19 protein-coding genes are annotated in these 19,884 nt (G+C 62.3%); 2 read left to right on the top strand and 17 right to left on the bottom strand.

The features are described from left to right. Window positions 1–5: 5 nt before the first annotated feature. The 10 genes from atpD to AC5RTB_RS12165 form a co-directional block, all read right to left on the bottom strand. Complete coding sequence (gene atpD, locus AC5RTB_RS12210; protein WP_494061339.1) at window positions 6–1,469, bottom strand: F0F1 ATP synthase subunit beta; 1,464 nt, start codon at window positions 1,467–1,469, stop codon at window positions 6–8. Window positions 1,470–1,550: 81 nt separating this feature from the next. Beyond that, the gene (locus tag AC5RTB_RS12205) at window positions 1,551–2,444 is read right to left on the bottom strand and encodes a F0F1 ATP synthase subunit gamma (RefSeq protein WP_494061338.1); all 894 of its coding nucleotides are present in this window, start codon (window positions 2,442–2,444) and stop codon (window positions 1,551–1,553) included. An 85-nt stretch (window positions 2,445–2,529) separates the two neighbouring features. After that, the gene (gene atpA / locus AC5RTB_RS12200; RefSeq protein ID WP_494061337.1) at window positions 2,530–4,164 is read right to left on the bottom strand and encodes a F0F1 ATP synthase subunit alpha; all 1,635 of its coding nucleotides are present in this window, start codon (window positions 4,162–4,164) and stop codon (window positions 2,530–2,532) included. Window positions 4,165–4,265: 101 nt separating this feature from the next. Beyond that, window positions 4,266–5,081 carry a F0F1 ATP synthase subunit delta gene (locus tag AC5RTB_RS12195; protein ID WP_494061336.1) on the bottom strand — a complete coding sequence of 272 codons (816 nt, stop codon included), beginning with the start codon at window positions 5,079–5,081 and terminating at the stop codon, window positions 4,266–4,268. Then, complete coding sequence (locus AC5RTB_RS12190) at window positions 5,081–5,632, bottom strand: F0F1 ATP synthase subunit B (RefSeq protein WP_494061335.1); 552 nt, start codon at window positions 5,630–5,632, stop codon at window positions 5,081–5,083. Before AC5RTB_RS12190 ends, AC5RTB_RS12195 begins: the two co-directional genes overlap by 1 nt. A 50-nt stretch (window positions 5,633–5,682) precedes the next feature. Next, the gene (gene atpE, locus AC5RTB_RS12185) at window positions 5,683–5,886 is read right to left on the bottom strand and encodes an ATP synthase F0 subunit C (RefSeq protein WP_009356484.1); all 204 of its coding nucleotides are present in this window, start codon (window positions 5,884–5,886) and stop codon (window positions 5,683–5,685) included. 76 nt (window positions 5,887–5,962) lie between these two features. Then, window positions 5,963–6,787, bottom strand: coding sequence for a F0F1 ATP synthase subunit A (gene atpB / locus AC5RTB_RS12180; RefSeq protein ID WP_494061334.1), 825 nt, complete (start codon window positions 6,785–6,787; stop codon window positions 5,963–5,965). A 75-nt stretch (window positions 6,788–6,862) separates the two neighbouring features. Next, entirely contained in the window at window positions 6,863–7,204 is a 342-nt protein-coding gene (locus AC5RTB_RS12175) for a hypothetical protein (RefSeq protein WP_494061333.1), read from the bottom strand. Then, entirely contained in the window at window positions 7,191–7,673 is a 483-nt protein-coding gene (locus AC5RTB_RS12170; protein ID WP_494061332.1) for a Cg1360 family ATP-synthase-associated protein, read from the bottom strand. Before AC5RTB_RS12170 ends, AC5RTB_RS12175 begins: the two co-directional genes overlap by 14 nt. Window positions 7,674–7,751: 78 nt before the next feature. After that, window positions 7,752–8,858, bottom strand: coding sequence for an MraY family glycosyltransferase (locus AC5RTB_RS12165; RefSeq protein WP_494061331.1), 1,107 nt, complete (start codon window positions 8,856–8,858; stop codon window positions 7,752–7,754). A 263-nt stretch (window positions 8,859–9,121) separates the two neighbouring features. Here AC5RTB_RS12165 and AC5RTB_RS12160 point away from each other — a divergent pair, with 263 nt between their 5' ends. Both AC5RTB_RS12160 and AC5RTB_RS12155 read left to right on the top strand, forming a co-directional pair. Next, window positions 9,122–10,003: a glycosyltransferase gene (locus AC5RTB_RS12160; RefSeq protein WP_494061330.1), complete on the top strand. Its 882-nt coding sequence runs from the start codon at window positions 9,122–9,124 to the stop codon at window positions 10,001–10,003. A 17-nt stretch (window positions 10,004–10,020) separates the two neighbouring features. Then, complete coding sequence (locus AC5RTB_RS12155) at window positions 10,021–10,953, top strand: glycosyltransferase (protein ID WP_494061329.1); 933 nt, start codon at window positions 10,021–10,023, stop codon at window positions 10,951–10,953. A 2-nt stretch (window positions 10,954–10,955) separates the two neighbouring features. On the opposite strand, the gene AC5RTB_RS12150 is transcribed toward AC5RTB_RS12155, so the two are convergent. From AC5RTB_RS12150 to AC5RTB_RS12120, 7 genes are all read right to left on the bottom strand, one after another. Further along, window positions 10,956–11,729: an L-threonylcarbamoyladenylate synthase gene (locus AC5RTB_RS12150; RefSeq protein ID WP_494061328.1), complete on the bottom strand. Its 774-nt coding sequence runs from the start codon at window positions 11,727–11,729 to the stop codon at window positions 10,956–10,958. Between the two features lie 13 nt (window positions 11,730–11,742). Next, complete coding sequence (gene prmC / locus AC5RTB_RS12145) at window positions 11,743–12,606, bottom strand: peptide chain release factor N(5)-glutamine methyltransferase (protein ID WP_494061327.1); 864 nt, start codon at window positions 12,604–12,606, stop codon at window positions 11,743–11,745. A 14-nt stretch (window positions 12,607–12,620) separates the two neighbouring features. After that, a complete protein-coding gene (gene prfA / locus AC5RTB_RS12140; RefSeq protein ID WP_494061326.1) occupies window positions 12,621–13,697 on the bottom strand; it encodes a peptide chain release factor 1 in 1,077 nt (358 codons plus the stop codon). 238 nt (window positions 13,698–13,935) lie between these two features. Next, window positions 13,936–16,101 carry a transcription termination factor Rho gene (gene rho / locus AC5RTB_RS12135; protein WP_494061325.1) on the bottom strand — a complete coding sequence of 722 codons (2,166 nt, stop codon included), beginning with the start codon at window positions 16,099–16,101 and terminating at the stop codon, window positions 13,936–13,938. Between the two features lie 349 nt (window positions 16,102–16,450). Then, complete coding sequence (thrB, locus tag AC5RTB_RS12130) at window positions 16,451–17,425, bottom strand: homoserine kinase (protein ID WP_494061324.1); 975 nt, start codon at window positions 17,423–17,425, stop codon at window positions 16,451–16,453. Continuing rightward, window positions 17,418–18,548: a threonine synthase gene (gene thrC, locus AC5RTB_RS12125; protein WP_494061323.1), complete on the bottom strand. Its 1,131-nt coding sequence runs from the start codon at window positions 18,546–18,548 to the stop codon at window positions 17,418–17,420. The genes thrB and thrC overlap by 8 nt, the downstream gene beginning before the upstream one ends. Then, entirely contained in the window at window positions 18,548–19,882 is a 1,335-nt protein-coding gene (locus AC5RTB_RS12120) for a homoserine dehydrogenase (protein WP_494061322.1), read from the bottom strand. Before AC5RTB_RS12120 ends, thrC begins: the two co-directional genes overlap by 1 nt. Window positions 19,883–19,884: the final 2 nt, after the last annotated feature.

The following is a 19,884-nucleotide window of genomic DNA, read 5'->3' as shown; positions in this document are numbered from 1 at the left end:
GGGGATTACTTTCCGCTCTGCTCTTGGATCCGCGCCCACTGACGCTCGACGTCATCGAGGCCGCCGATGTTGAAGAACGCCTGCTCCGCGATGTGGTCCAGATCGCCGTTGCAGATGGCGTTGAAGCCCTCGATGGTGTCCTTGATGCTGACGGTCGAACCCTCAACGCCGGTGAACTGCTTGGCAGTGTAGGTGTTCTGCGACAGGAACTGCTGGATGCGGCGTGCACGCGAGACGACAATCTTGTCTTCTTCGGAGAGCTCGTCAACGCCGAGGATGGCGATGATGTCCTGGAGTTCCTTGTTCTTCTGCAGGATCTGCTTCACGCGGACGGCAGTGTTGTAGTGATCGTGACCGATGTACTGAGGATCAAGGATACGCGAGGTCGAGGTCAGCGGATCAATAGCCGGGTACAGACCACGCGAAGCGATCTCACGCGAGAGTTCCGTGGTCGCGTCGAGGTGCGCGAAGGTGGTGGCCGGAGCGGGGTCGGTGTAGTCGTCCGCCGGCACGTAGATGGCCTGCATCGAGGTGATCGAGTGACCCTTGGTGGAGGTGATGCGCTCCTGGAGGAGGCCCATCTCATCGGCAAGATTGGGCTGGTAGCCCACTGCGGAAGGCATGCGGCCAAGCAGGGTCGAAACCTCGGAGCCCGCCTGCGTGAAGCGGAAGATGTTGTCGATGAAGAGCAACACGTCCTGCTTCTGCACATCGCGGAAGTACTCCGCCATGGTCAGTGCCGAAAGCGCAACACGAAGACGCGTTCCCGGCGGCTCATCCATCTGGCCGAAGACCAGCGCGGTGTCCTTGAGGACGCCTGCCTCTTCCATTTCGACCCAGAGGTCGTTTCCTTCACGCGTGCGCTCGCCAACGCCGGCGAATACCGAGGTACCACCGAAGTTACGTGCCACACGGGTGATCATTTCCTGGATCAGAACCGTCTTGCCGACGCCGGCACCACCGAAGAGTCCAATCTTTCCACCCTTGATGTAGGGCGTCAGAAGGTCGATGCTCTTGATACCCGTCTCGAGCATCTCCGTTGAACCCTCGAGGGACGCAAAGGACGGAGCCTTGCGGTGGATCGGCCAGCGCTCGGTGATCTGGAGCTGGGATTCTTCCACGTCAAGGGGCTTGCCCAGAACGTTGAAGATGTGGCCCTTGACGCCGTCACCGACGGGAACCGAAATAGCAGCACCCGTGTCCTGCACGATGGTGCCACGGACAAGGCCGTCAGTTGCCTGCAGGGAGATCGCGCGCACCAGGTTGTCGCCCAGGTGCTGCGAGGTCTCGAAGGTGATGGTGTGTGTCTGGCCGTTGAGGGTCACCTCGGTGGTCAGCGCATTGTAGATGGCGGGAATGGCGTCAGCCGGGAACTCGACGTCGACAACCGGGCCGATGACACGGGCAATGCGGCCGGTCGCGCCGGGGGCAACTGAGTCCGTACTGTTCTCAACAGTCTGGGCAGTCATCTCTCTCACTTCATTCGGTAGATGGCGTGGTGCTAATAATAGTGCGGTTGGGATCCCATAGGGATCCGCGGAGGCCTGCGGTCAGGACGCGCTCAGTGCGTCTGCACCCGCCACGATCTCCGAAAGCTCCTGCGTGATCTCCGCCTGGCGGGCGGTGTTGCGAAGGCGCGTGTACTTTTTGATCAGTTCGGTGGCATTGTCGCCCGCGGACTTCATGGCGCGCTGGCGTGCCGCCAACTCACTCGCGGCTGCCTGAAGCAGAGCTGCGAAGATCCGTGACTCGATGTACCGCGGAAGCAGTGCATCGAGAACTCTCTCGGGTTCGGGCTCATACTCGTACAGCGGAAGGAAGTCCGACTCGCTGGCGGCTTCCTCTTCCACGACCTCCAGTGGCAGGAGTCGGACAACCGTCGGTTCCTGGGTAACCATCGAACGGAAACGGGTGTAGACAACGTGGATCTCGTCCACGCCACCGTCTTCGAAGTCCGTTCCAAACTGCTCCAGTAGCACCCGACCGACCTCGCGGGCGGTGTCGAACTCCGGCGCATCTGTGCCGCCGGTCCACACCTGCTCGTAGGACCTGCGGCGGAAATCGAAATACGCCTGGGCCTTACGTCCGACCAGATAGGTCTTGACTTCCTTGCCCTCTTCGCGCAAAAGCTCGATGAGGGATTCAGCCTGCTTCAGCACGGTGGCAGAGTAGGAGCCTGCCAGGCCTCTGTCCGCCGTCATGATGAGCACTGCCGCGCGCCGAATCTGCTCCGGCTCGGTGGTCAGCGGGTGATCGATCTCGGACTGCGACGCCACAGCGGAGACTGCACGTGTAATTGCGTTGGCATAGGGCAGTGACGACGACACACGGGCGCGTGCCTTGCCAATGCGAGAGGTGGCGATCAGTTCCATCGCCTTGAAGATCTTCCGCATCGACGTCGTCGACACGATCTTCTGGCGGTAGACCCGGATCTGGGCTCCCATACTTGTCCTTTCCTTCGTAGTCCCTTCGAAGGCACTACGGCTCTGGCATCGGGCGTTCGCGCTCAGTGCGCGAACGCCCGCACCGTTAGCGCTTCTGCTTGACGATCTTTTCCTGGTCTACAGCACTCTCATCGAGCGGGCTGTATTCCTCGTGCCCTGCGACAAGACCGTCATGGCCCTCACCGAAGAAGCCCTGCTTGAAGTCCGTGATATGAGACTTCAGCTCGTCCACGGTGGAGTCTTCGAGCTGGTTGGTCTGTGCCAGCGTGTTCAGCACGGCGGACTTGTGACGCAGGTGCTCAAGGAACTGGGACTCGAACTTGCGGATGTCCTCAACCGGAACGTCATCCAGGTACCCGTTGGTGCCGGCCCAGATCGAAACGACCTGCTCCTCCACCGGGAAGGGTGCATACTGACCCTGCTTCAGCAACTCCATGAGGCGTGCGCCACGGGTCAGCTGCTGGCGCGAGGCCGCGTCCAGGTCCGAAGCGAACATGGCGAAAGCCTGCATGTCGCGGTACTGGGCGAGATCGAGTTTCAACGTACCCGAAACCTTCTTCATCGCCTTCACCTGTGCGGCACCGCCTACGCGGGACACCGACACACCAACGTCAACAGCGGGTCGCTGGTTCGCGTTGAACAGGTCGGACTGAAGGAAGATCTGTCCGTCGGTGATCGAGATGACGTTGGTCGGGATGTAAGCCGAGACGTCGTTCGCCTTGGTCTCGATGAGCGGGAGACCGGTCATCGATCCGGCACCCAGCTCGTCGGAAAGCTTGGCGCAACGCTCCAGCAGACGGGAGTGCAGGTAGAACACGTCACCGGGGTAAGCTTCGCGTCCCGGCGGGCGGCGCAGCAGCAGTGACACGGCCCGGTACGCCTCAGCCTGCTTGGAGAGGTCATCGAAGATGATGAGGACGTGCTTGCCGCCGTACATCCAGTGCTGGCCGATAGCCGAACCTGCGTAAGGCGCGAGGTACTTAAAGCCGGCGGGATCAGACGCAGGAGAGGCCACGATCGTGGTGTACTCCAGAGCGCCCTTGTCTTCAAGGGTCTGGCGGACGGCAGCGATCGTCGACGCCTTCTGCCCGATGGCGACGTAGATGCAGCGAACCTGCTTCTGTACGTCACCGGACTCCCAGTTGGCCCTCTGGTTGATGATCGTGTCGACGGCGATGGCGGTCTTGCCGGTCTGACGGTCACCGATGATGAGCTGGCGCTGGCCGCGACCGATCGGAATCATCGCGTCGATAGCCTTCAAGCCAGTTTGCATCGGCTCGTGTACCGACTTACGCTGCGTTACGCCCGGAGCCTGGAGCTCGAGAGCGCGACGCGCCTCCGCCTTGATCTCACCGAGATCGTCGATGGGCTGTCCCAGTGGGTCCACCACGCGGCCGAGGAATGCGTCACCGACGGGAACGGAGAGAATCTCTCCGGTCCGGTGCACTTCCTGGCCTTCCTCGATACCGGTGTAGTCACCGAGGACAACGACGCCGATTTCGCGGGTGTCGAGGTTCTGGGCGAGGCCCAGCGTGCCGTCTTCAAAGCGCAGCAGTTCGTTCGCCATGACAGAGGGAAGACCCTCTACCCTGGCGATGCCGTCACTTGCGGTTGTTACGCGGCCAACTTCGACCCGCTCCGCGTTTCCGGGTTCGTAGGACGCCGCGAACTCGTTCAACGCATTACGGACGTCGTCGGCGTTGATGGTCAATTCGGCCATCTGCAGTCCCTGCTCTCCTGTGTTGTGATCACCGCGGTGAGCGGCGACCGGTGTTGTATTCGTCTGTGTCGAAGCCCGCGAGCTTCAGCGTTGGCCGGCAGCTAGACAGCCATCTTCCGGCGGAGGTCAGACAGGCGGGTTACCGCCGTGGCATCCACCACTTCGTCCCCCACCTTTACGCGAACGCCGCCCACAAGCCGTGGGTCCACGGTCACATTCATCTTGAGATCCCGACCATAGAGTGCGTTCAGCCCAGCCTCAAGACGTGCATATTGCGTATCCGACAGCGGACGGGAGACGCTGACGTGCGCAATCCACCGTTCCTGGCGCAGGGCTACAAGCTCAATGAAGCGTTCCACCAGGGCGGAAGGCCGGAATCCGCGTGGCGAGAGAACCGCCTGGCGGATCAGGAGCCGAGCTTCATCCCCGGCCTCGGGAACGAGCTTCAGTGCAAGGGCCACCTTGGCAGACCCTGCTGCCTGCGGCTCAGACAAAGCCCGCTGCAGATCGTGGTCCGATTCAACGACGCGCAGGAAGGAGAAGAGATCGTTCTCCAGCCCCTCGAGCCCCTGGATCCCCTGTCCCCTGTTCTCCGCCACGGCGATAGCTACGGTCGCAGCAAGTGCTTCCAGTGCATCGCCGAGGTCGCGGGGCTTGGCCCAGCGACGGGCAACGAGGTCTCGGACGATCTCCCCGGCTTCCGGTGAGATGCGGCCGGCGAACAACCGAGTCACAAGAGCAACCTTGTGCTCGCCGTCGCGGTTCGGATCTGTCAGGGCACGGCGAAGTCCCGCATTCGTATCGAGTGCGTCAAGCACGCCGAAAAGTTCCTCCGCCAACGTCAGCGTTGCTGAGCTAAGGCGGGGTTCGAGCTCGAGTCGTGCCGCCGTGAGGGACTGGCTTGATACGCCTGCCATTACTTGGCTGCACCTGCGCTCTGGGTAGCGGACTGCGCTTCCAGGTCAGCGAGGAAACGATCGACGACGCGGGCTGAACGTGCGTCATCGGCCAGGGACTCGCCGACGATCCGGCTGGCCAACTCAGTGGCAAGGGTTCCGACCTCAGCCCGCAGCGAAACAACAGCTGCCTGGCGGTCGGCCTCGATCTGCGTCGCAGCCTGTGCGGAGATGCGGTTGGCCTCATCAACAGCCTTGGCCTTGAGCTCCGCCAGGATCTGGGCGCCCTCAGCACGTGCTTCCTCGCGAATGCGATTGGCCTCGGTGCGAGCATCCAGGAGTTGCTGCTTGTACTCCTCGCGGGCCGCGTTGGCCTCAGCCTGAGCGGCCTCCGCCTTCGCGATACCGCCCTCAATGGCTTCAGTCCGCTCTGCAAACGTCTTCTCAAACGCCGGCATGACGAACTTGATAACGATGTACATCAGTACAGCGAAGCCTGCGACCGTAACCAGTAATTCCCACAGGTTCGGTGCGAGGGGACTTTCAGCTGCAAGTATGACTGCGCTATCCATGTTTCACCCGTCTTTCTACAACTAGTCTGTTTGGTTGACCAGCGACTCTTCTAGAGAACGAAGGCGAAGACCAGACCGAGGATGGCGAGGGCTTCGGTCAGTGCCAGACCCAGGAATGCGATCGGCTGCAGTACGCGCTGCGCTTCGGGCTGACGAGCAACACCGTTGATGTACGCGGCGAACACGAGGCCCACACCGATACCACCGCCGATTGCGGAGAGACCGTAACCTACGAGGTTCAGATTGCCTTCCATTTTATTCCTTTCAAGATGCCGTGCTAAGCGGCAGGTTGGTTGGGATCATCCCCAGCGGGGAAGACTTTGTTACTTATTAGTGGGCGTCCGCATGGAGCGCGCCCTCGATGTAGATCGCGGCCAGCAGGGTGAAAACGTACGCCTGCAGGACCATGATCAAAGCCTCAAGCATGTACATCGCAACCGCTCCGCCGAGAACCAGAAGACCGGTTCCCTGCAGCAGGATGTTCCCGGACAGCGCCATGAACTCGATTGCGCTGCCTGCCAGCATCACGATGAGGTGACCGGCCAGCATGGTGGCGAACAAACGGAGCGAGTGCGTCACCGGGCGGACCAGGAAGTTCGAAATGATTTCGATCGGGATGACCAGCGGCATGATGTACCACGGCACTCCCGACGGCACGACGGCAAGTTTGAAGTAGCGAAGACCGTGCTTCTTCACGCCGACCGCGATCCAGAGGATGTAGAAGATCGCCGCGATCGCGTAGGCACTGCCCGGGTGGGAGAAGCTCGGAATCTGCAGCAACGGCACGGCACCGAAGATGTTGTTCACCAGGATGAAGAAGAAGGCGGTGAAGAGCCATGGCACGTACTTCAGGAAGTCACGGCCACCGATGATGTCCTTGCCGATGGAGTTACGGACGAACCCGTAGGCGGCCTCGCCGACGAACTGCATTTTCCCGGGTACCAGCTGGCCTCGGCGCGATGCAACGTAGAAGAACGCGCCGATGAGGACGACTGACAGGATGACGAGCAGCATCTGCTTGCCGAAGCCAGGTGTGAACCAAACGCCGTACTCAGTGTTCCACGGAAGAATATTCGGCGGATGCGCTTCTTCGATCGTGGGTGGGACAAAGCCCTCTTCAGTGGTGGTTTGAGCGGGGAGCGCAAGCGCGATCAACGCGTTTCCTCTCTGCAGTGTCCATCGTTGGGCGTGGTTAAATCGGGCACAGAGTTACTGCTCCGACGCATGAAGTTATTTGACGTCACTCTGGGGACCTTCCTCCGGACCGTTCTTGCGTTCCGGCGAAGAACCGGAGGCGGAAGGGTTGGAACGAGTGAGGTTGTGCTTGTAGGAAAGGTAGAAACCACCCACGGCACCCAAGAGGCCCCCTGCGAGCACGAGTAAACGCGTTCCCAGGAGATTGTCCAGAGCCAACCCTATCAAACTCCAGACCAGGATCCCGCCAATGATGTAGCTGAAAACGGCCAGCCCGGCGTTGTAACCGGCTTCGCCGTATCGCCCGCGGGCATCGGCGTCGGGGCGTTCGTTACGCGGATCTCCCCCTGCATCCGGCTGACCCTTATGCATGTCCATTCACCGCCTGCCCTCCGGAGATGGGACCGCCGTCGTAGTCGTTGTACAGCTGATGGCGTGCCCGCGCGAAAACGGCTACCTCGACGAGCTGCCACAGGACCACGGCGCCCACTGCGGATCCGAAGAACCACTCGCGGTCGAGCCACTGCGGTGCACCGATAAAGAAGAGGACGACTGCGAAGCCGACCACTTTGACGGCGTAGGTGACCATAAAGACGCCGAGAGCCCCGCTTGGATTCGAGCGTCCGACAAAGTGTCCGATAAGCAGGCTGACCGCAAAGAAGAGTGTTACGACGAGGTAGCCGAAGGCGGCGCTGGTCGCTGCACTCCCCCCGCGCATCAGGTATGCGACGGCTACCGCGATAACGAGCGCGGCGCCCGTCACAGCGACGCACCGGACAAGTATGCGCAGCCACAAGGAACCCGTGGGCCCCGATGCGCTTGCGCGCCGGGCACGTGGTGTCTTCATGGGGTTCCGTTCAATCTGGGGAGGTCTGTGCAGATAGCACCACCCGACCTGAAGATTCTACAACACGTAGAACTCTACTTATCCATGAACCTTTCGATCACGGAAATAGGGAAGCGCTGTAAACGTGGCCAGGAGCAGGACTGCCACGATGTCGATCACTATCACCAGCTGCCAGGGCAGGAACGCGAAGGCAATCCCGCCGAAAGCCAGCACGAAGGTCCACAGATACATCATGGACACCGCGTGGCGGTGTGAGTAGCCGAGGTCGATCAGCTTGTGGTGAAGGTGTCCCCTGTCCGCCGACCACGGAGTTCGCTTTGCTGCGGTTCTCCTGATGACTGCCAGACCAAGATCCAACATTGGCACCACCAGGATCGCAATGGGCAGGATGATGGGCATAACTGTCGGTAAACCGTTGGCTCGGTCGTAAAGTCCGGAGAATATCTGACCGGTCGCTGCCATGCCTGCGGAAGCCATCAGCAGGCCGATGAGCATCGATCCGGAGTCACCCATGAAGATCTTCGCCGGATGGAGATTGTGCGGAAGAAACCCGAGACAGGCTCCTACCATCAGAGCCATCAGGAGCGTTGCCAGGTCCGAATAGTCAGGAAGAAGGGCATTCCGTCGCACCCAGTACGAACACAGGAAGAATGCTATGCCGGCTATGACGGCGACGCCTGCGGCCAAACCGTCAAGTCCGTCAATGAAGTTGATGGCGTTCATGGTGACGACGATGAGGAAGACGGTCAGGAGCACCTGAACCACACGGGATTCGATGGGGAGAGGACCGGGAATGAAGGGCAGGACGGACATCCGGACGCCCCATGCGGCAACGATGGTGGCTCCGACGATTTGGCCCAGTAACTTGACCCACCACCGGGCGTCGAAGATGTCATCGATCACGCCGACGACCATGATCACGACGGCGCCGGCAAGAATCCCCCACGGCGCGATGGTGTCCTTGAATATTTCCTTCACAAAGTAGGTCTGCGACGCAACCAGCAGGGTTACGGCGAACCCCGCAAAGATTCCCAAACCACCTAACCGGGGCACAAGGTCTGAGTGGATGTCCCTGGAGCGGATCGGAGCGTAGACCCTGAATCTTTGCGCGATCCTGCGCGCTCCCCAGGTGCTGAAATAGGAAATGAGGGCAGCCAAGCCCAGCATGAGCAGATAGATCGTCATCTAGCTGAAAACCACGCTCTCATCACAGGCCATCAGCCGCTCGCGGGTCATTCCGGCCGTGGCGCTGGCGCCTCGGCCACTGAACACTCGCATGCGTCCATTGTGCCACTGGGGATGAGTCGTACCCCGCAAGAGGGCATTTCGTCCGGCGATTTGCGTTGCGCGATGTCTGGCCGCCAGGTCCTTGTAATAGGGTGGACCTGTCTTGTGATCGACCGGATCATGCCCCAGATAGCGAGGATTTTTTGCAGAATAAGGTGGCGGTGGCGGCCGTAACATACAACCGCCCCGATGAAGTGAAGATTCTGCTCGATTCACTCGCAGTCCAGAGCCACCTACCAACTTCGGTTGTGTTGGTCGACTCAGGGTCGGAAGCGGTCGGAGACATTGCCTCCTCCAGCGCCGCACCTGTCACATATGTGCGGTCGGAGACGAATCTTGGCGGCGCCGGCGGGTTTTCGCTTGCTATCCTCACCGCACTTGCATCAGGTGCTGACTGGGTGTGGATCATGGATGATGACGCCCACCCGGAGGACGCGGAAGCTCTCGCCACTCTCCTGAGCGCTGCCAATGAACGGGCCCTGGACGTGATCAGCCCGCTGATTGTGGCCCCGGATGAACCCCAGAAGTTGTCCTTCCCGATGAGGCTGGGGGGGCACCTGATTCATGACCGCGCCGAAGTCGAACCCATGTCCTTCATCCCCGACATCGCGTCCTTCTTCAACGGAGCGTTAATCCGGTCAGAAGTATTTTTCAGGGTTGGTTTGCCTGACCTCCGGCTGTTCATTCGCGGAGACGAAGTGGATTTCATGCTGCGTCTCCGTGCGGCAAAAGTGCCCTTTGGCACTCTCACGACGGTAGCGGTTACGCACCCGCCGGGCTGGAGTGAGGTGAAGTATATTCTCGGCGACCGGATGCACATCCTGGTACCGGAAACGGCGTTCAAGCAGTTCTACTTCTACCGCAACCGGGGGCAGCTGACCCGGAAGTATCGGCGGTTGAAGTCCCTCGTCGCCGACCTGACGGGTTACCCCGTTTATTTCTGGCGTACACGGGACATGCAGGGGTTAATCAAGTGGGCGAGGACCTATGCCGCCGGGTTGCGCGGCCAGTCCTTCGGTCCCCCCGAGAAGCAGGATCATTGAGCTCGGAGGAAGGGAGCATGAGCTTCCAGATCGTCATCACGACCTTCAACCGCGCAGGGTATCTCCGCCGATTACTCTCGTCCATCGCCGAGGCAATCCCGGCTCCGGACAAGGTGATCGTGGTGAACAACGCGAGCACGGACAATACGGCGACGGTCTTAGCAGAGGCGGCTGCTTCCTATCCCTTCCCGTTGATCGAAGAACGACTCGCGGAGAATCGTGGCGGTGCGGGAGGGTTTTCAGCCGGGGTGAAGCGGGCGCTGGATGAAGGTGCGCAGTGGTTGTGGCTGATGGATGACGACGTGGAAGTTTTGCCAGGGGCGATCGGTGCGCTTCTGCCGTGGCTTGGCGAATATAGCTGCGTCATCGGGCGACGGTATGACTGCAATGGTGAACCCTTCTTCTGGCAGCACAGCTTCAAGGAGTTTTTGGGAGTTTTCCTCCCTGTTCCTGGTGACGTCTTCAAAGAAAAGGACACGTTCGCCACTAACGTCGGCGTATTCGAAGGCATGGTCGTCAGCGCCGCCGCTGTTCGAAGTGTCGGTCTTCCCGACCCCCGCTTCTTCATTACCTGGGATGACGCGGTGTACGGCTGGCTCATCTCACTCGAACGCCCCGTGGCCTACGTGAATGAATTCACCCTCCGTAAGATACGTCCCCAGAAGCAGATCGACTTCGGAATACGCCACCTCAACGACTCGAGCGATTTGAGTCGGTTCTACGTGATGAGGAATCGCGGCTACGTCGCCTGCTACTTGCGCGCGCACAACAAGTACAACGCTCTGGGGTTCGCGCTCGGAACCGCAATCACAGCGGTGAAGGAAGTCGTCCGGCTCGTGGCGGTCGAGCGTACGTTGAAAGGCCTGGGCGCGCTTTGGAGGGGCTGGAGGGCATCCCGGATTCTACTGAAGGATAAGGATTGGCGCCCTATGCCGCCTCTGACCGAATAGGGTCAGTTCGATACTTGAGGAGGCCGCGGCACATCGACGTGGTCCCCGTTAACGTCCGGGCTCTCGTCCGAAGTACTCCCAGCCGCTCCCTCCGCATCCTCGTTGGTTGCAGCGGCATCATCGTCCCGGGTTCCCAGGACAATCCCGGGTACCACTGCGCGCATTTCCTCGAAGGAGATGACGCCTTCACGAACCACTATGGGCAGGTCGCCGGTGGTGTCCACGATGGTCGATGCGCCGGCGTCGGCTGAACGTGGGCCGTCCTCGAGGTACACCTCGACCGAGTCTCCGAGCTGCTCGTACGCTTCTGCCGCAGTAACAGCTGCAGGCTGTCCGGTGCGGTTGGCTGAGGAGACCGCCAGCGGGCCTGTCAGGATGAGCAGGTCCAGGGCAACGCGATCATTTGGCATGCGCAGTGCCACGGTTCCGAAGGTGTCGCCGAGGTCCCAGGTCAGGGAGGGCTGGGCATGGCAGATGAGGGTCAGCCCGCCGGGCCAGAATTCCTCCGCGAGCCGGCGCGCCTCAAGGCTGATATCGATCGCCAGTCCGTCCATCGTCTGCAGGCGCGGGATGAGGACGGGCGGCGGCATACTGCGTCCTCGGCCCTTGGAAGCCAGCAACGTAGCAACAGCCTGCGGAGCGAAGGCGTCGGCGGCGATCCCATACACCGTGTCAGTAGGAATCACCACGCACTGCTTTGCGGCGAGCGCGCGCTGCGCACGCGCAATGCCCTCACTGCGCTCGGTCGGATCGGAACAGTCGAACGTGTCACTCACGCGAGCCATCCTTTCATTTACTGCCGTGCCATGGCACATCGGTTCGAACAGCCGACGTCGCGCGGTCCCGCTCGGAGAGGTCCTGGTGCGTGCGGACGGTCGTCCACGACGGATCCATGCCGAGGATCCGTGCCAGGGCTGCGGCCTGGACCTCCGCGTGTTCCATCACGAAGAAGCCCCCAGGTTTGAGGAGGCGTGCGGCAGAGGCTGCGGCAGCCAGCGGCAGTCGCAGTCCGTCGGCGCTTCCTCCGTAGAGAGCGATCTCGGGATCGTGCTCGGCCACTTCCGGCTCCCGAGGAACAGCGTCGGTGGGAATGTACGGAGGATTGGAGACGACGACGTCGAACGTTTCGTTCTTCTCTGCCAGCGCCTTCGCGTAGTCCCCCTTGACCAGGGTGACATTCAGCGGCGCGAGATTGCGTTCAGCCCAGGCGAAAGCAAGATCGCTCAATTCGACGGCGAAGACATCCGCTTCCGGCACTTCCTGCGCGATCGAACCAGCGATGGCACCCGAACCGGTACCAAGGTCAGCCACACGGGCGCCGGGAAAGAGCCGCGCGGCATCGATGGCGAGCTGGGCAACGGTCTCCGTCTCGGGACGGGGAATGAAGACGCCCGGTCCCACCGCCAGTTCCAGTCCGCGGAAGTACGCGAGGCCGGTGATGTGCTGCAGAGGCACGCGCTGCGACCGCTCCGCGACGAGCTCGCTATAACGTTCCGGAGCAGCTGCACCGATCAGGGCAAGCGCACGGACCCGGCCGACGCTCTCCCCCAACAGGTGTGCAGCAAGAAGCTCGGCGTCGGTCCTGGGGCTCGGCACGCCTGCCTCCGCAAGCGTCGACGCAGCATCGCGCAGGGCATCGGCCAGCGATTCCATGGTGCTGTGCGCTCCTACGCGTCGTCGCCAATGGCGTCGAGCCTGGTCTGTTCGTCCAGCTCAATGGCGGACTGCACTACAGGTTCAAGTTCACCATTCATGACGGCGTCAAGGTTGTACGCCTTGTAACCGGTGCGGTGGTCAGCGATGCGGTTCTCCGGGAAATTGTAGGTGCGGATGCGCTCTGAACGGTCCATGGTCCGCACCTGGGACTTGCGGATGTCAGAATTCGCAGCGTCGATCTCTTCCTGCTTTGCGGCAAGGATGCGGGAACGCAGGACGCGCATGGCTGCTTCACGGTTCTGCAGCTGTGACTTCTCGTTCTGCATTGCGACGACGATGCCCGTGGGAAGGTGCGTGATGCGAACGGCCGAGTCAGTGGTGTTCACAGACTGTCCGCCGGGTCCGGAGGAACGGTAAACGTCAATCTTGAGGTCGTTCTGGCTGATCTCAACCTCTTCGGGCTCATCGACCTCGGGCAGCACCAGCACGCCGGCGGCGGAGGTGTGGATACGCCCCTGTGACTCTGTCACCGGAACGCGCTGCACCCGGTGGACGCCGCCCTCAAACTTGAGGCGCGCGTACACGCCTTCAGCCGGATCATTGGACGAACCCTTGATAGCCATCTGGACGTCCTTGTATCCGCCAAGATCAGACTCCGTTGCTGAGATGATCTCGGTCTTCCAGCCGCGGGATTCGGCGTACCGGGTGTACATGCGCAGGAGGTCACCGGCGAACAGTGCAGCTTCGTCGCCGCCTTCACCGCCCTTGACCTCGATGATGACGTTCCGTGCATCGTTGGGGTCACGCGGGATGAGTAGGCGACGCAGGCGTTCCTGCGCCATCGCGAGCTGCGCCTCAAGTTCGGGGATTTCCGCAGCGAACTCTGGGTCGTCGGCCATCTCACGGGCAGCTTCGAGATCATCCTGAAGTGCCTGCCAGCGCGTGTGTGCTTCGACGATTCCGCTCAGTTCGGCGTAGCGTCGGCCAAGCTTTCGGGCCAGTGACTGGTCAGCATGTACGGCTGGATCGGACAGCCGAATCTGCAGATCAGCATGCTCGTCAAGCAGGCCCTGAATGGACTCAAACATGGCAGACACAACCTCTTTCGGCTCTTTCAAGCCAGTCTAGATTAGGACGATTCGTTCCCGCGCATCCCTGCATTCGGTAGGCGGGTTAACTGAGGAGCCGCTTATATTGCCGGCCTGCGAGCGTTCGACGACTCCCAACCTGCGCAAAGCTCAGGGCGGGGCCATCGTCGTCTCTCGTTCGGGCCTGGTTACCACCAGCAGGGGCGGGGCCGGCAATATAAGCGGCGGAGTACCTTAGCTAATCGTTGTCGCTCTTCGCTCCAAGCGTGGTCTTCTGGACCTGCATGAGGAACTCCACGTTCGACTGGGTCTCCCGGATCTTGTTGGTGAGCAGCTCAAGTGCCTGCTGCTGCTCCAGACCGGAGAGGACCCTGCGGAGCTTCCACATGATCTTGACCTCGTCCGCGGAGAGGAGGTTCTCTTCGCGGCGCGTGCCTGACGCGTTGACATCGACGGCCGGGAAGATGCGCTTGTCCGCGAGGTTGCGGGACAGGCGCAGTTCCATGTTGCCGGTGCCCTTGAACTCTTCGAAGATCACTTCGTCCATCTTGGAGCCGGTCTCAACCAGTGCCGTAGCGAGAATGGTCAGCGAGCCGCCGTTCTCAATGTTGCGCGCTGCTCCGAAGAAGCGCTTCGGCGGGTACAGGGCCGCTGAATCAACACCACCCGAGAGAATGCGGCCTGACGCCGGCGCTGCCAGGTTGTAGGCGCGTCCGAGACGGGTCATCGAGTCGAGGAGTACGACGACGTCCATGCCCATTTCAACGAGGCGCTTGGCGCGTTCGATCGAGAGTTCAGCGACAGTGGTGTGGTCATCCGCGGGGCGGTCGAAGGTGGAGGCGATGACCTCACCCTTGACGGTTCGCTGCATGTCGGTAACTTCCTCGGGACGTTCGTCCACGAGGACCATCATGAGGTGCACTTCCGGGTTGTTCACCGTGATGGCGTTCGCAATAGCCTGCAGGATGAGGGTCTTGCCGGCCTTCGGAGGCGAAACAATGAGTCCGCGCTGGCCCTTGCCGATCGGTGCCACGAGGTCAATGACCCGGGGACCGATCTTCTTGGGCTCGGTCTCAAGGCGCAGACGCTCGGAGGGGTAGAGCGGAACAAGTTTCGCGAAGTCAACGCGGTCCTTCAGCTCTTCCGGGGTTTTCCCGTTGACGGAGGTCAGACGGACCAGCGCATTGAATTTCTGGCGGGTGCTGGCCTGGCTCTCGCCTTCGCGGGGCGCACGGATGGCACCGACGACGGCGTCGCCCTTGCGCAGTCCGTACTTCTTGACCTGTGCGAGCGAAACGTAGACGTCGTTTGCACCGGGCAGGTAGCCGGAGGTGCGCACGAACGCGTAATTTTCCAGGACATCCAGGATGCCCGCGACGGGCAGCAGGACGTCGTCATCGGTCACCTCGACGTCGTCGACGTCGGGATTCTGGTTACGGCCCCGGCGGCGCTCGTTGCGGTCGCGGAAGCGGGTGTTGCGGTCGTCCTCGCGGTTGTTGCGGTTACGGTTGCGCCGGTTGCGGCTGTTGCCTTCGTCGCGCTCACCACGGTTGTCGCGGTCGCCGCCACGGTTATCGCGGTCGCCGCCACGGGTATCGCGGTCGCCGCCACGGTTATCACGGGTGTCACGATCGCCACGGTTATCGCGGGTGTCGTCGCCGGAGCGGCGATCGTCGTTGGAGCGCCGTTCGTTACGTTCACGGTTCCGGTCGCGGCGGTCATTGCGCCGCTCGCCCTGGCCTTCGCCCTGGGAGTCGGTGCTTTCCGCACTCTCGCTGTCCTGCTGGTCGCCCTGCTGACTGCCCTCAGCGTCAACGGCTTGTGCACCGGTTTGCGCATCGGAGTCAGCGCGTCGTCCGCCGCGACGGCCGTCGCGGCTTCGGCGGCCGCGGTCAGCGGTTTCGGCTTCAGGTGCGGAGGTTTCCTGCGCAGCGCCACCTTCGGACTCAGCGGCGGAACCCGCAGCTTCATCGTTCGGGGCACTGTCCTGAGCCGCCTGGTCCGTCTTCACGACACCGTCGCTGACTGCACGCCGATTGCGGTTGCGGGTGCGGGAAGGCTTCTCCGCAGGCTCCGATGCCTGCTCCTGCTCAGCAACGTCGGAACCGTTCTGTGCGGAAGCGTTGCGCGTTGCGCCCTTGGCAGGCGCTGCGTCTTCCTGTGCCGGGGCGGACGACGCCTTGGGGCGGTCCGCTACTGCGGAGCCGCGCTGGTGGTCGGAAATTGCGGCTACAAGGTCACCCTTGCGCATACGGGAACCCACGGAAATGCCAAGCTGGCCGGCAAGAGCCTGCAGTTGGGCGAGCTTCAGTCCGGCAAGTCCGGAACTTTTGGAAGCTGGTGCGCCGTTCGTTTCGGCGGCTTGGGTATCCACGCCTGTCGGCAGGTCAGTGGTTTGAGTCACGAAGGATTCCTTCCCCCTCGTCGGGCGATCCATCTCTGATGTGGATCGCGGTGTGGTTTGCCCGCCGCCAAGTCGTGAAGAGTTGGAAGCTAAGGTTTTCGGTGCTGACCGGATGCTCTCCGGCATGGCCGAGCGTGCTGAAACCTCAAACCCGGTGCGTAGCAGTCACGATGTGATGTGCTGCCGCATCAGGTTCTGGGAGGTACACCTGAGATTGAGCCACTGCTGACACACAGGCAGTTTCACGACGGTCACAGAAATGACGGCCAGATCAACAGAAGCACATCTGAATACGGAACTGCCTTCGTGGCATCGGTGAGTGATTAACGTCAACGATGCAAGCTGGCGATTACCGTTGGTGCACCTTCACTTTAGCACCTTCTGTGTCAACGTTCAGCCGCAGAACACGCCAATCGGTGCCCTCTTCCATACCGACGACGATGCGTTCCACCGCGGAAATGACCGCGGCTGCCTGGTCCTCTCCGACGGCGAGCGTCATCACAGTGGGACCGGCACCCGAGATCACAGCGGCGAAGCCCTCTGCCCGCAGGGCGCGCATCAGCGTGGCACTGTGCAGCATTGCCTGCGCACGGTAATCCTGGTGCAGCAGGTCTCGGGTGCCGTCGAAAAGGAACTCCGGCGCCGAGCTCATGGCATGCACCAGGAGTGCTGCACGGCCGGAGTTGGAGGATGCGCTGTTGTGCGGCACCGAGGCCGGAAGCAACGCTCGCGCCGCCTCTGTGGACAACTCGCTGGCGGGAATCGCCACAACGGGCACCACATCGGGGTGCACCGGGATGATGGTGCTCTGGTAGGCCCGGCCAGTTTCCCAGGACACAGCCAGCGAGCCCAGCAGCGCCGGGGCCACATTGTCGGGGTGTCCTTCAAGCGTGGAACACAACTGCAGCACGGCCCGGGCGTCCATCCGCGCGGACTCGGGCAAAAGGGCATTCGCAGCCAGCACCGAGGACACGATGGCCGCTGCCGACGATCCGAGCCCCCGGCCGTGCGGAATGATGTTGCGCGTCTCGATCTCCAGACCCGGGCTGGAGAAGCCCGCCCGCTCCAGCGTGCCGAGGATAGTAGCGGCGACGAGATGCGTCTCGTCCCGCGGCAGGGACTCTTCGCCCTCGCCGGTTACCGTCACCTTCGTCGTTCCGGAATCGGTGGTGCGCACGAGCACCGAGTCGTAGAGCGTCACTGCCAGGCCGAGGCTGTCAAAGCCCGGACCAAGGTTGGCGCTTGTCGCCGGAACCTCGACCGACACTTCCTGCCCGGATGCGACCACGGCCGCTGCGGCCACGGCCGGTGCTCCGCTAAGCATCTGCCGGCTGGCCTACGTGTGCGTCGGCGAGTCCGAGCGCGCCTGCAACGCTGACGACGTCGAACTCCACCTTGGTGGGCACGACGTCCGAACCGTCAGCCGTCTTGAGCGCCCACTGCGGATCCTTGAGTCCATGTCCGGTCACCGTGATGACGATGGTTTTGCCCTGGGGGACGTCACCGGCCGCATGCTTCTTCAGCAGCCCTGCAACTCCAGCAGCTGACGCCGGCTCCACGAAGACACCCTCGCGGGAGGAGAGCCAGCGGTGTGCCTCAAGGATTTCTTCGTCTGTCACTGCCTCGATGAGCCCACCGGATTCATCCCGCGCAGAAATCGCCTGGTCCCAGGACGCAGGATTGCCGATCCGGATGGCCGTGGCGATGGTGTCGGGCTCCGTGACCGGGTAACCCTTCACGAGCGGCGAGGCACCTTCTGCCTGGAAGCCCCACATGGTTGGGGTCTTGGTCGAAACCGCGGGCAGTTCACCGGCCGTCGGCGAGGTGTAGGGCTGCGAGTACTCCTTGTAGCCCTTCCAGTAGGCAGTGATGTTGCCTGCGTTGCCGACCGGGAGCAGGTGGTAGTCGGGAGCATCTCCCAGGAAGTCGACAACCTCGAAGGCCGCAGTCTTCTGCCCCTCGATACGCGCAGGGTTCACGGAATTGACGAGGAACACGGGGTAGGACTCCGCCAGCTTCCGCGCCACCTCAAGACAGTTGTCGAAGTTGCCGTGGACCTGGAGCAGCTCGGCTCCGTGCGCGATGGCCTGGCTGAGTTTGCCCATCGCGATCTTGCCGTCCGGTACCAGCACCGCGCAGGTCAGCCCTGCCTGTGTTGCGTAGGCCGCTGCGGACGCAGAGGTGTTGCCCGTGGAGGCACAGACCACTGCCTTGGCTCCGGCCTCAACGGCTGCGGTGATGGCCATCGTCATGCCGCGGTCCTTGAAGGAGCCGGTGGGATTCATTCCCTCGACCTTCAGGTACACGCTGCAGCCGGTGCGTTCGGAAAGCGCCGGTGCATGCACCAGGGGTGTTCCGCCCTCACCGAGCGTGATCACCCGGGTAGATTCCGTCACGGGCAACCGGTCAGCGTATTCGCGGATTACTCCGCGCCATTGGTGAGCCATTAGACTCCCTCTACTCGGAGGACCGATGTCACCGCGTTGATGACGTCCAGATCCTGGATGTGTTTCACAGTTGCCGCCAGCGCCGACTCAGCGGCCCTGTGCGTGACGATGCGCAGTTCCGCACTGGCCTCACCGCCGTCGTCCCCCGCGTGGATGGTTTGGCGCATGGTTTCGATCGAAACGCCATGCTCGGCGAAAAGGTGCGCGATCTTGGCGAGCACGCCCGGCTGGTCAGCCACGTCCAGCCCGATGTAGTAGCTCGTGTTCACCATGTCGATACTGAGGGCCGGGACGTGCCCCGTGGTGGTTTCGGTTCGGCCGGGTCCGCCGAGGACCATGCGGCGGGCAGCGCTCACCACATCGCCCAGGACGGCGGAGGCGGTCGGTGTGCCGCCGGCTCCCTGACCGTAGAACATGAGCTCGCCCGCGTTCTCCGCCTCAATGAAGACGGCGTTGAACGCACCGCGCACAGCTGCGAGGGGATGCTCCCGCGGCAGGAGGGTGGGGTGCACGCGGACGCTGACGCCGTCGTCGCCCGCCTGGTCCTGCAGCAGCTCCGCGATTGCAAGGAGCTTGATGACGAAGCCCGCGTCCTTGGCCGCGGCAATGTCTTCCGCCGAGACCGAGCTGATGCCCTGGCAGTGCACGTTCTCCAGCGCAAAGCGGGTGTGGAAGGACAGGGAGGCGAGGATCGCGGCCTTGGATGCGGCGTCGTATCCCTCGATGTCGGCGGTCGGGTCAGCCTCGGCGTAACCGAGACGCTGCGCGTCCGCCAGGGCATCGGCGAACTGAGCGCCGGTGGTGTCCATCTGGTCGAGGATGTAGTTCGTGGTGCCGTTCACGATGCCGAGCACGCGCGTGATGCGGTCACCCGAAAGGCTGTCGCGGATCGGGCGCAGGATGGGAATGGCGCCGGCGACGGCAGCCTCGTAGGACAACTGGACGTGGGCGCCGTCCGCCCGCTCATAGAGTGTAGGTCCGTCCTGCGCGAGCAGCGCCTTGTTGCCGCTGACGACGGTGGCCCCGTGGTCTATGGCACGCAGAATCAGGCTACGGGCCGGCTCAATGCCGCCCATGAGCTCGATGACGATGTCCGCGCCCTCGACCAAGGACTCCGCGTCCGTGGTGAACAGCTCCTGCGGCAGCTCGGCTTCACGGGGTCCGTCAATTGAACGCACGGCAATACCGGTGAGCTCAAGCCGTGCACCGGTGCGGGCTGCGAGGTTGTCTGCGTCTTCCAGGAGGATCCGCGCAACCTGCGAACCGACGTTTCCGCAGCCCAGCAGGGCAACACGCAGTGTTGCGTTGGGAACGGTGGTGTGGGGGGCATTCATCA

Source organism: Arthrobacter sp. M71 S08 (assembly GCF_059089725.1).
This window is presented reverse-complemented; position numbering and strand designations above follow the sequence as displayed.

What these genes read in the sequence shown, in the direction of transcription:
- AC5RTB_RS12165 (WP_494061331.1), bottom strand. Translation starts at nt 8,858, where the DNA reads ATGACGATCTATCTGCTCATGCTGGGCTTGGCTGCCCTCATTTCCTAT.
- AC5RTB_RS12120 (WP_494061322.1), bottom strand. Translation starts at nt 19,882, where the DNA reads ATGAATGCCCCCCACACCACCGTTCCCAACGCAACACTGCGTGTTGCC.
- atpE (WP_009356484.1), bottom strand. Translation starts at nt 5,886, where the DNA reads ATGGAAGGCAATCTGAACCTCGTAGGTTACGGTCTCTCCGCAATCGGC.
- AC5RTB_RS12155 (WP_494061329.1), top strand. Translation starts at nt 10,021, where the DNA reads ATGAGCTTCCAGATCGTCATCACGACCTTCAACCGCGCAGGGTATCTC.
- AC5RTB_RS12175 (WP_494061333.1), bottom strand. Translation starts at nt 7,204, where the DNA reads ATGGACATGCATAAGGGTCAGCCGGATGCAGGGGGAGATCCGCGTAAC.
- AC5RTB_RS12190 (WP_494061335.1), bottom strand. Translation starts at nt 5,632, where the DNA reads ATGGATAGCGCAGTCATACTTGCAGCTGAAAGTCCCCTCGCACCGAAC.
- prfA (WP_494061326.1), bottom strand. Translation starts at nt 13,697, where the DNA reads ATGTTTGAGTCCATTCAGGGCCTGCTTGACGAGCATGCTGATCTGCAG.
- atpA (WP_494061337.1), bottom strand. Translation starts at nt 4,164, where the DNA reads ATGGCCGAATTGACCATCAACGCCGACGACGTCCGTAATGCGTTGAAC.
- thrC (WP_494061323.1), bottom strand. Translation starts at nt 18,548, where the DNA reads ATGGCTCACCAATGGCGCGGAGTAATCCGCGAATACGCTGACCGGTTG.
- AC5RTB_RS12205 (WP_494061338.1), bottom strand. Translation starts at nt 2,444, where the DNA reads ATGGGAGCCCAGATCCGGGTCTACCGCCAGAAGATCGTGTCGACGACG.
- AC5RTB_RS12170 (WP_494061332.1), bottom strand. Translation starts at nt 7,673, where the DNA reads ATGAAGACACCACGTGCCCGGCGCGCAAGCGCATCGGGGCCCACGGGT.
- thrB (WP_494061324.1), bottom strand. Translation starts at nt 17,425, where the DNA reads ATGCTTAGCGGAGCACCGGCCGTGGCCGCAGCGGCCGTGGTCGCATCC.
- prmC (WP_494061327.1), bottom strand. Translation starts at nt 12,606, where the DNA reads ATGGAATCGCTGGCCGATGCCCTGCGCGATGCTGCGTCGACGCTTGCG.
- atpD (WP_494061339.1), bottom strand. Translation starts at nt 1,469, where the DNA reads ATGACTGCCCAGACTGTTGAGAACAGTACGGACTCAGTTGCCCCCGGC.
- AC5RTB_RS12195 (WP_494061336.1), bottom strand. Translation starts at nt 5,081, where the DNA reads ATGGCAGGCGTATCAAGCCAGTCCCTCACGGCGGCACGACTCGAGCTC.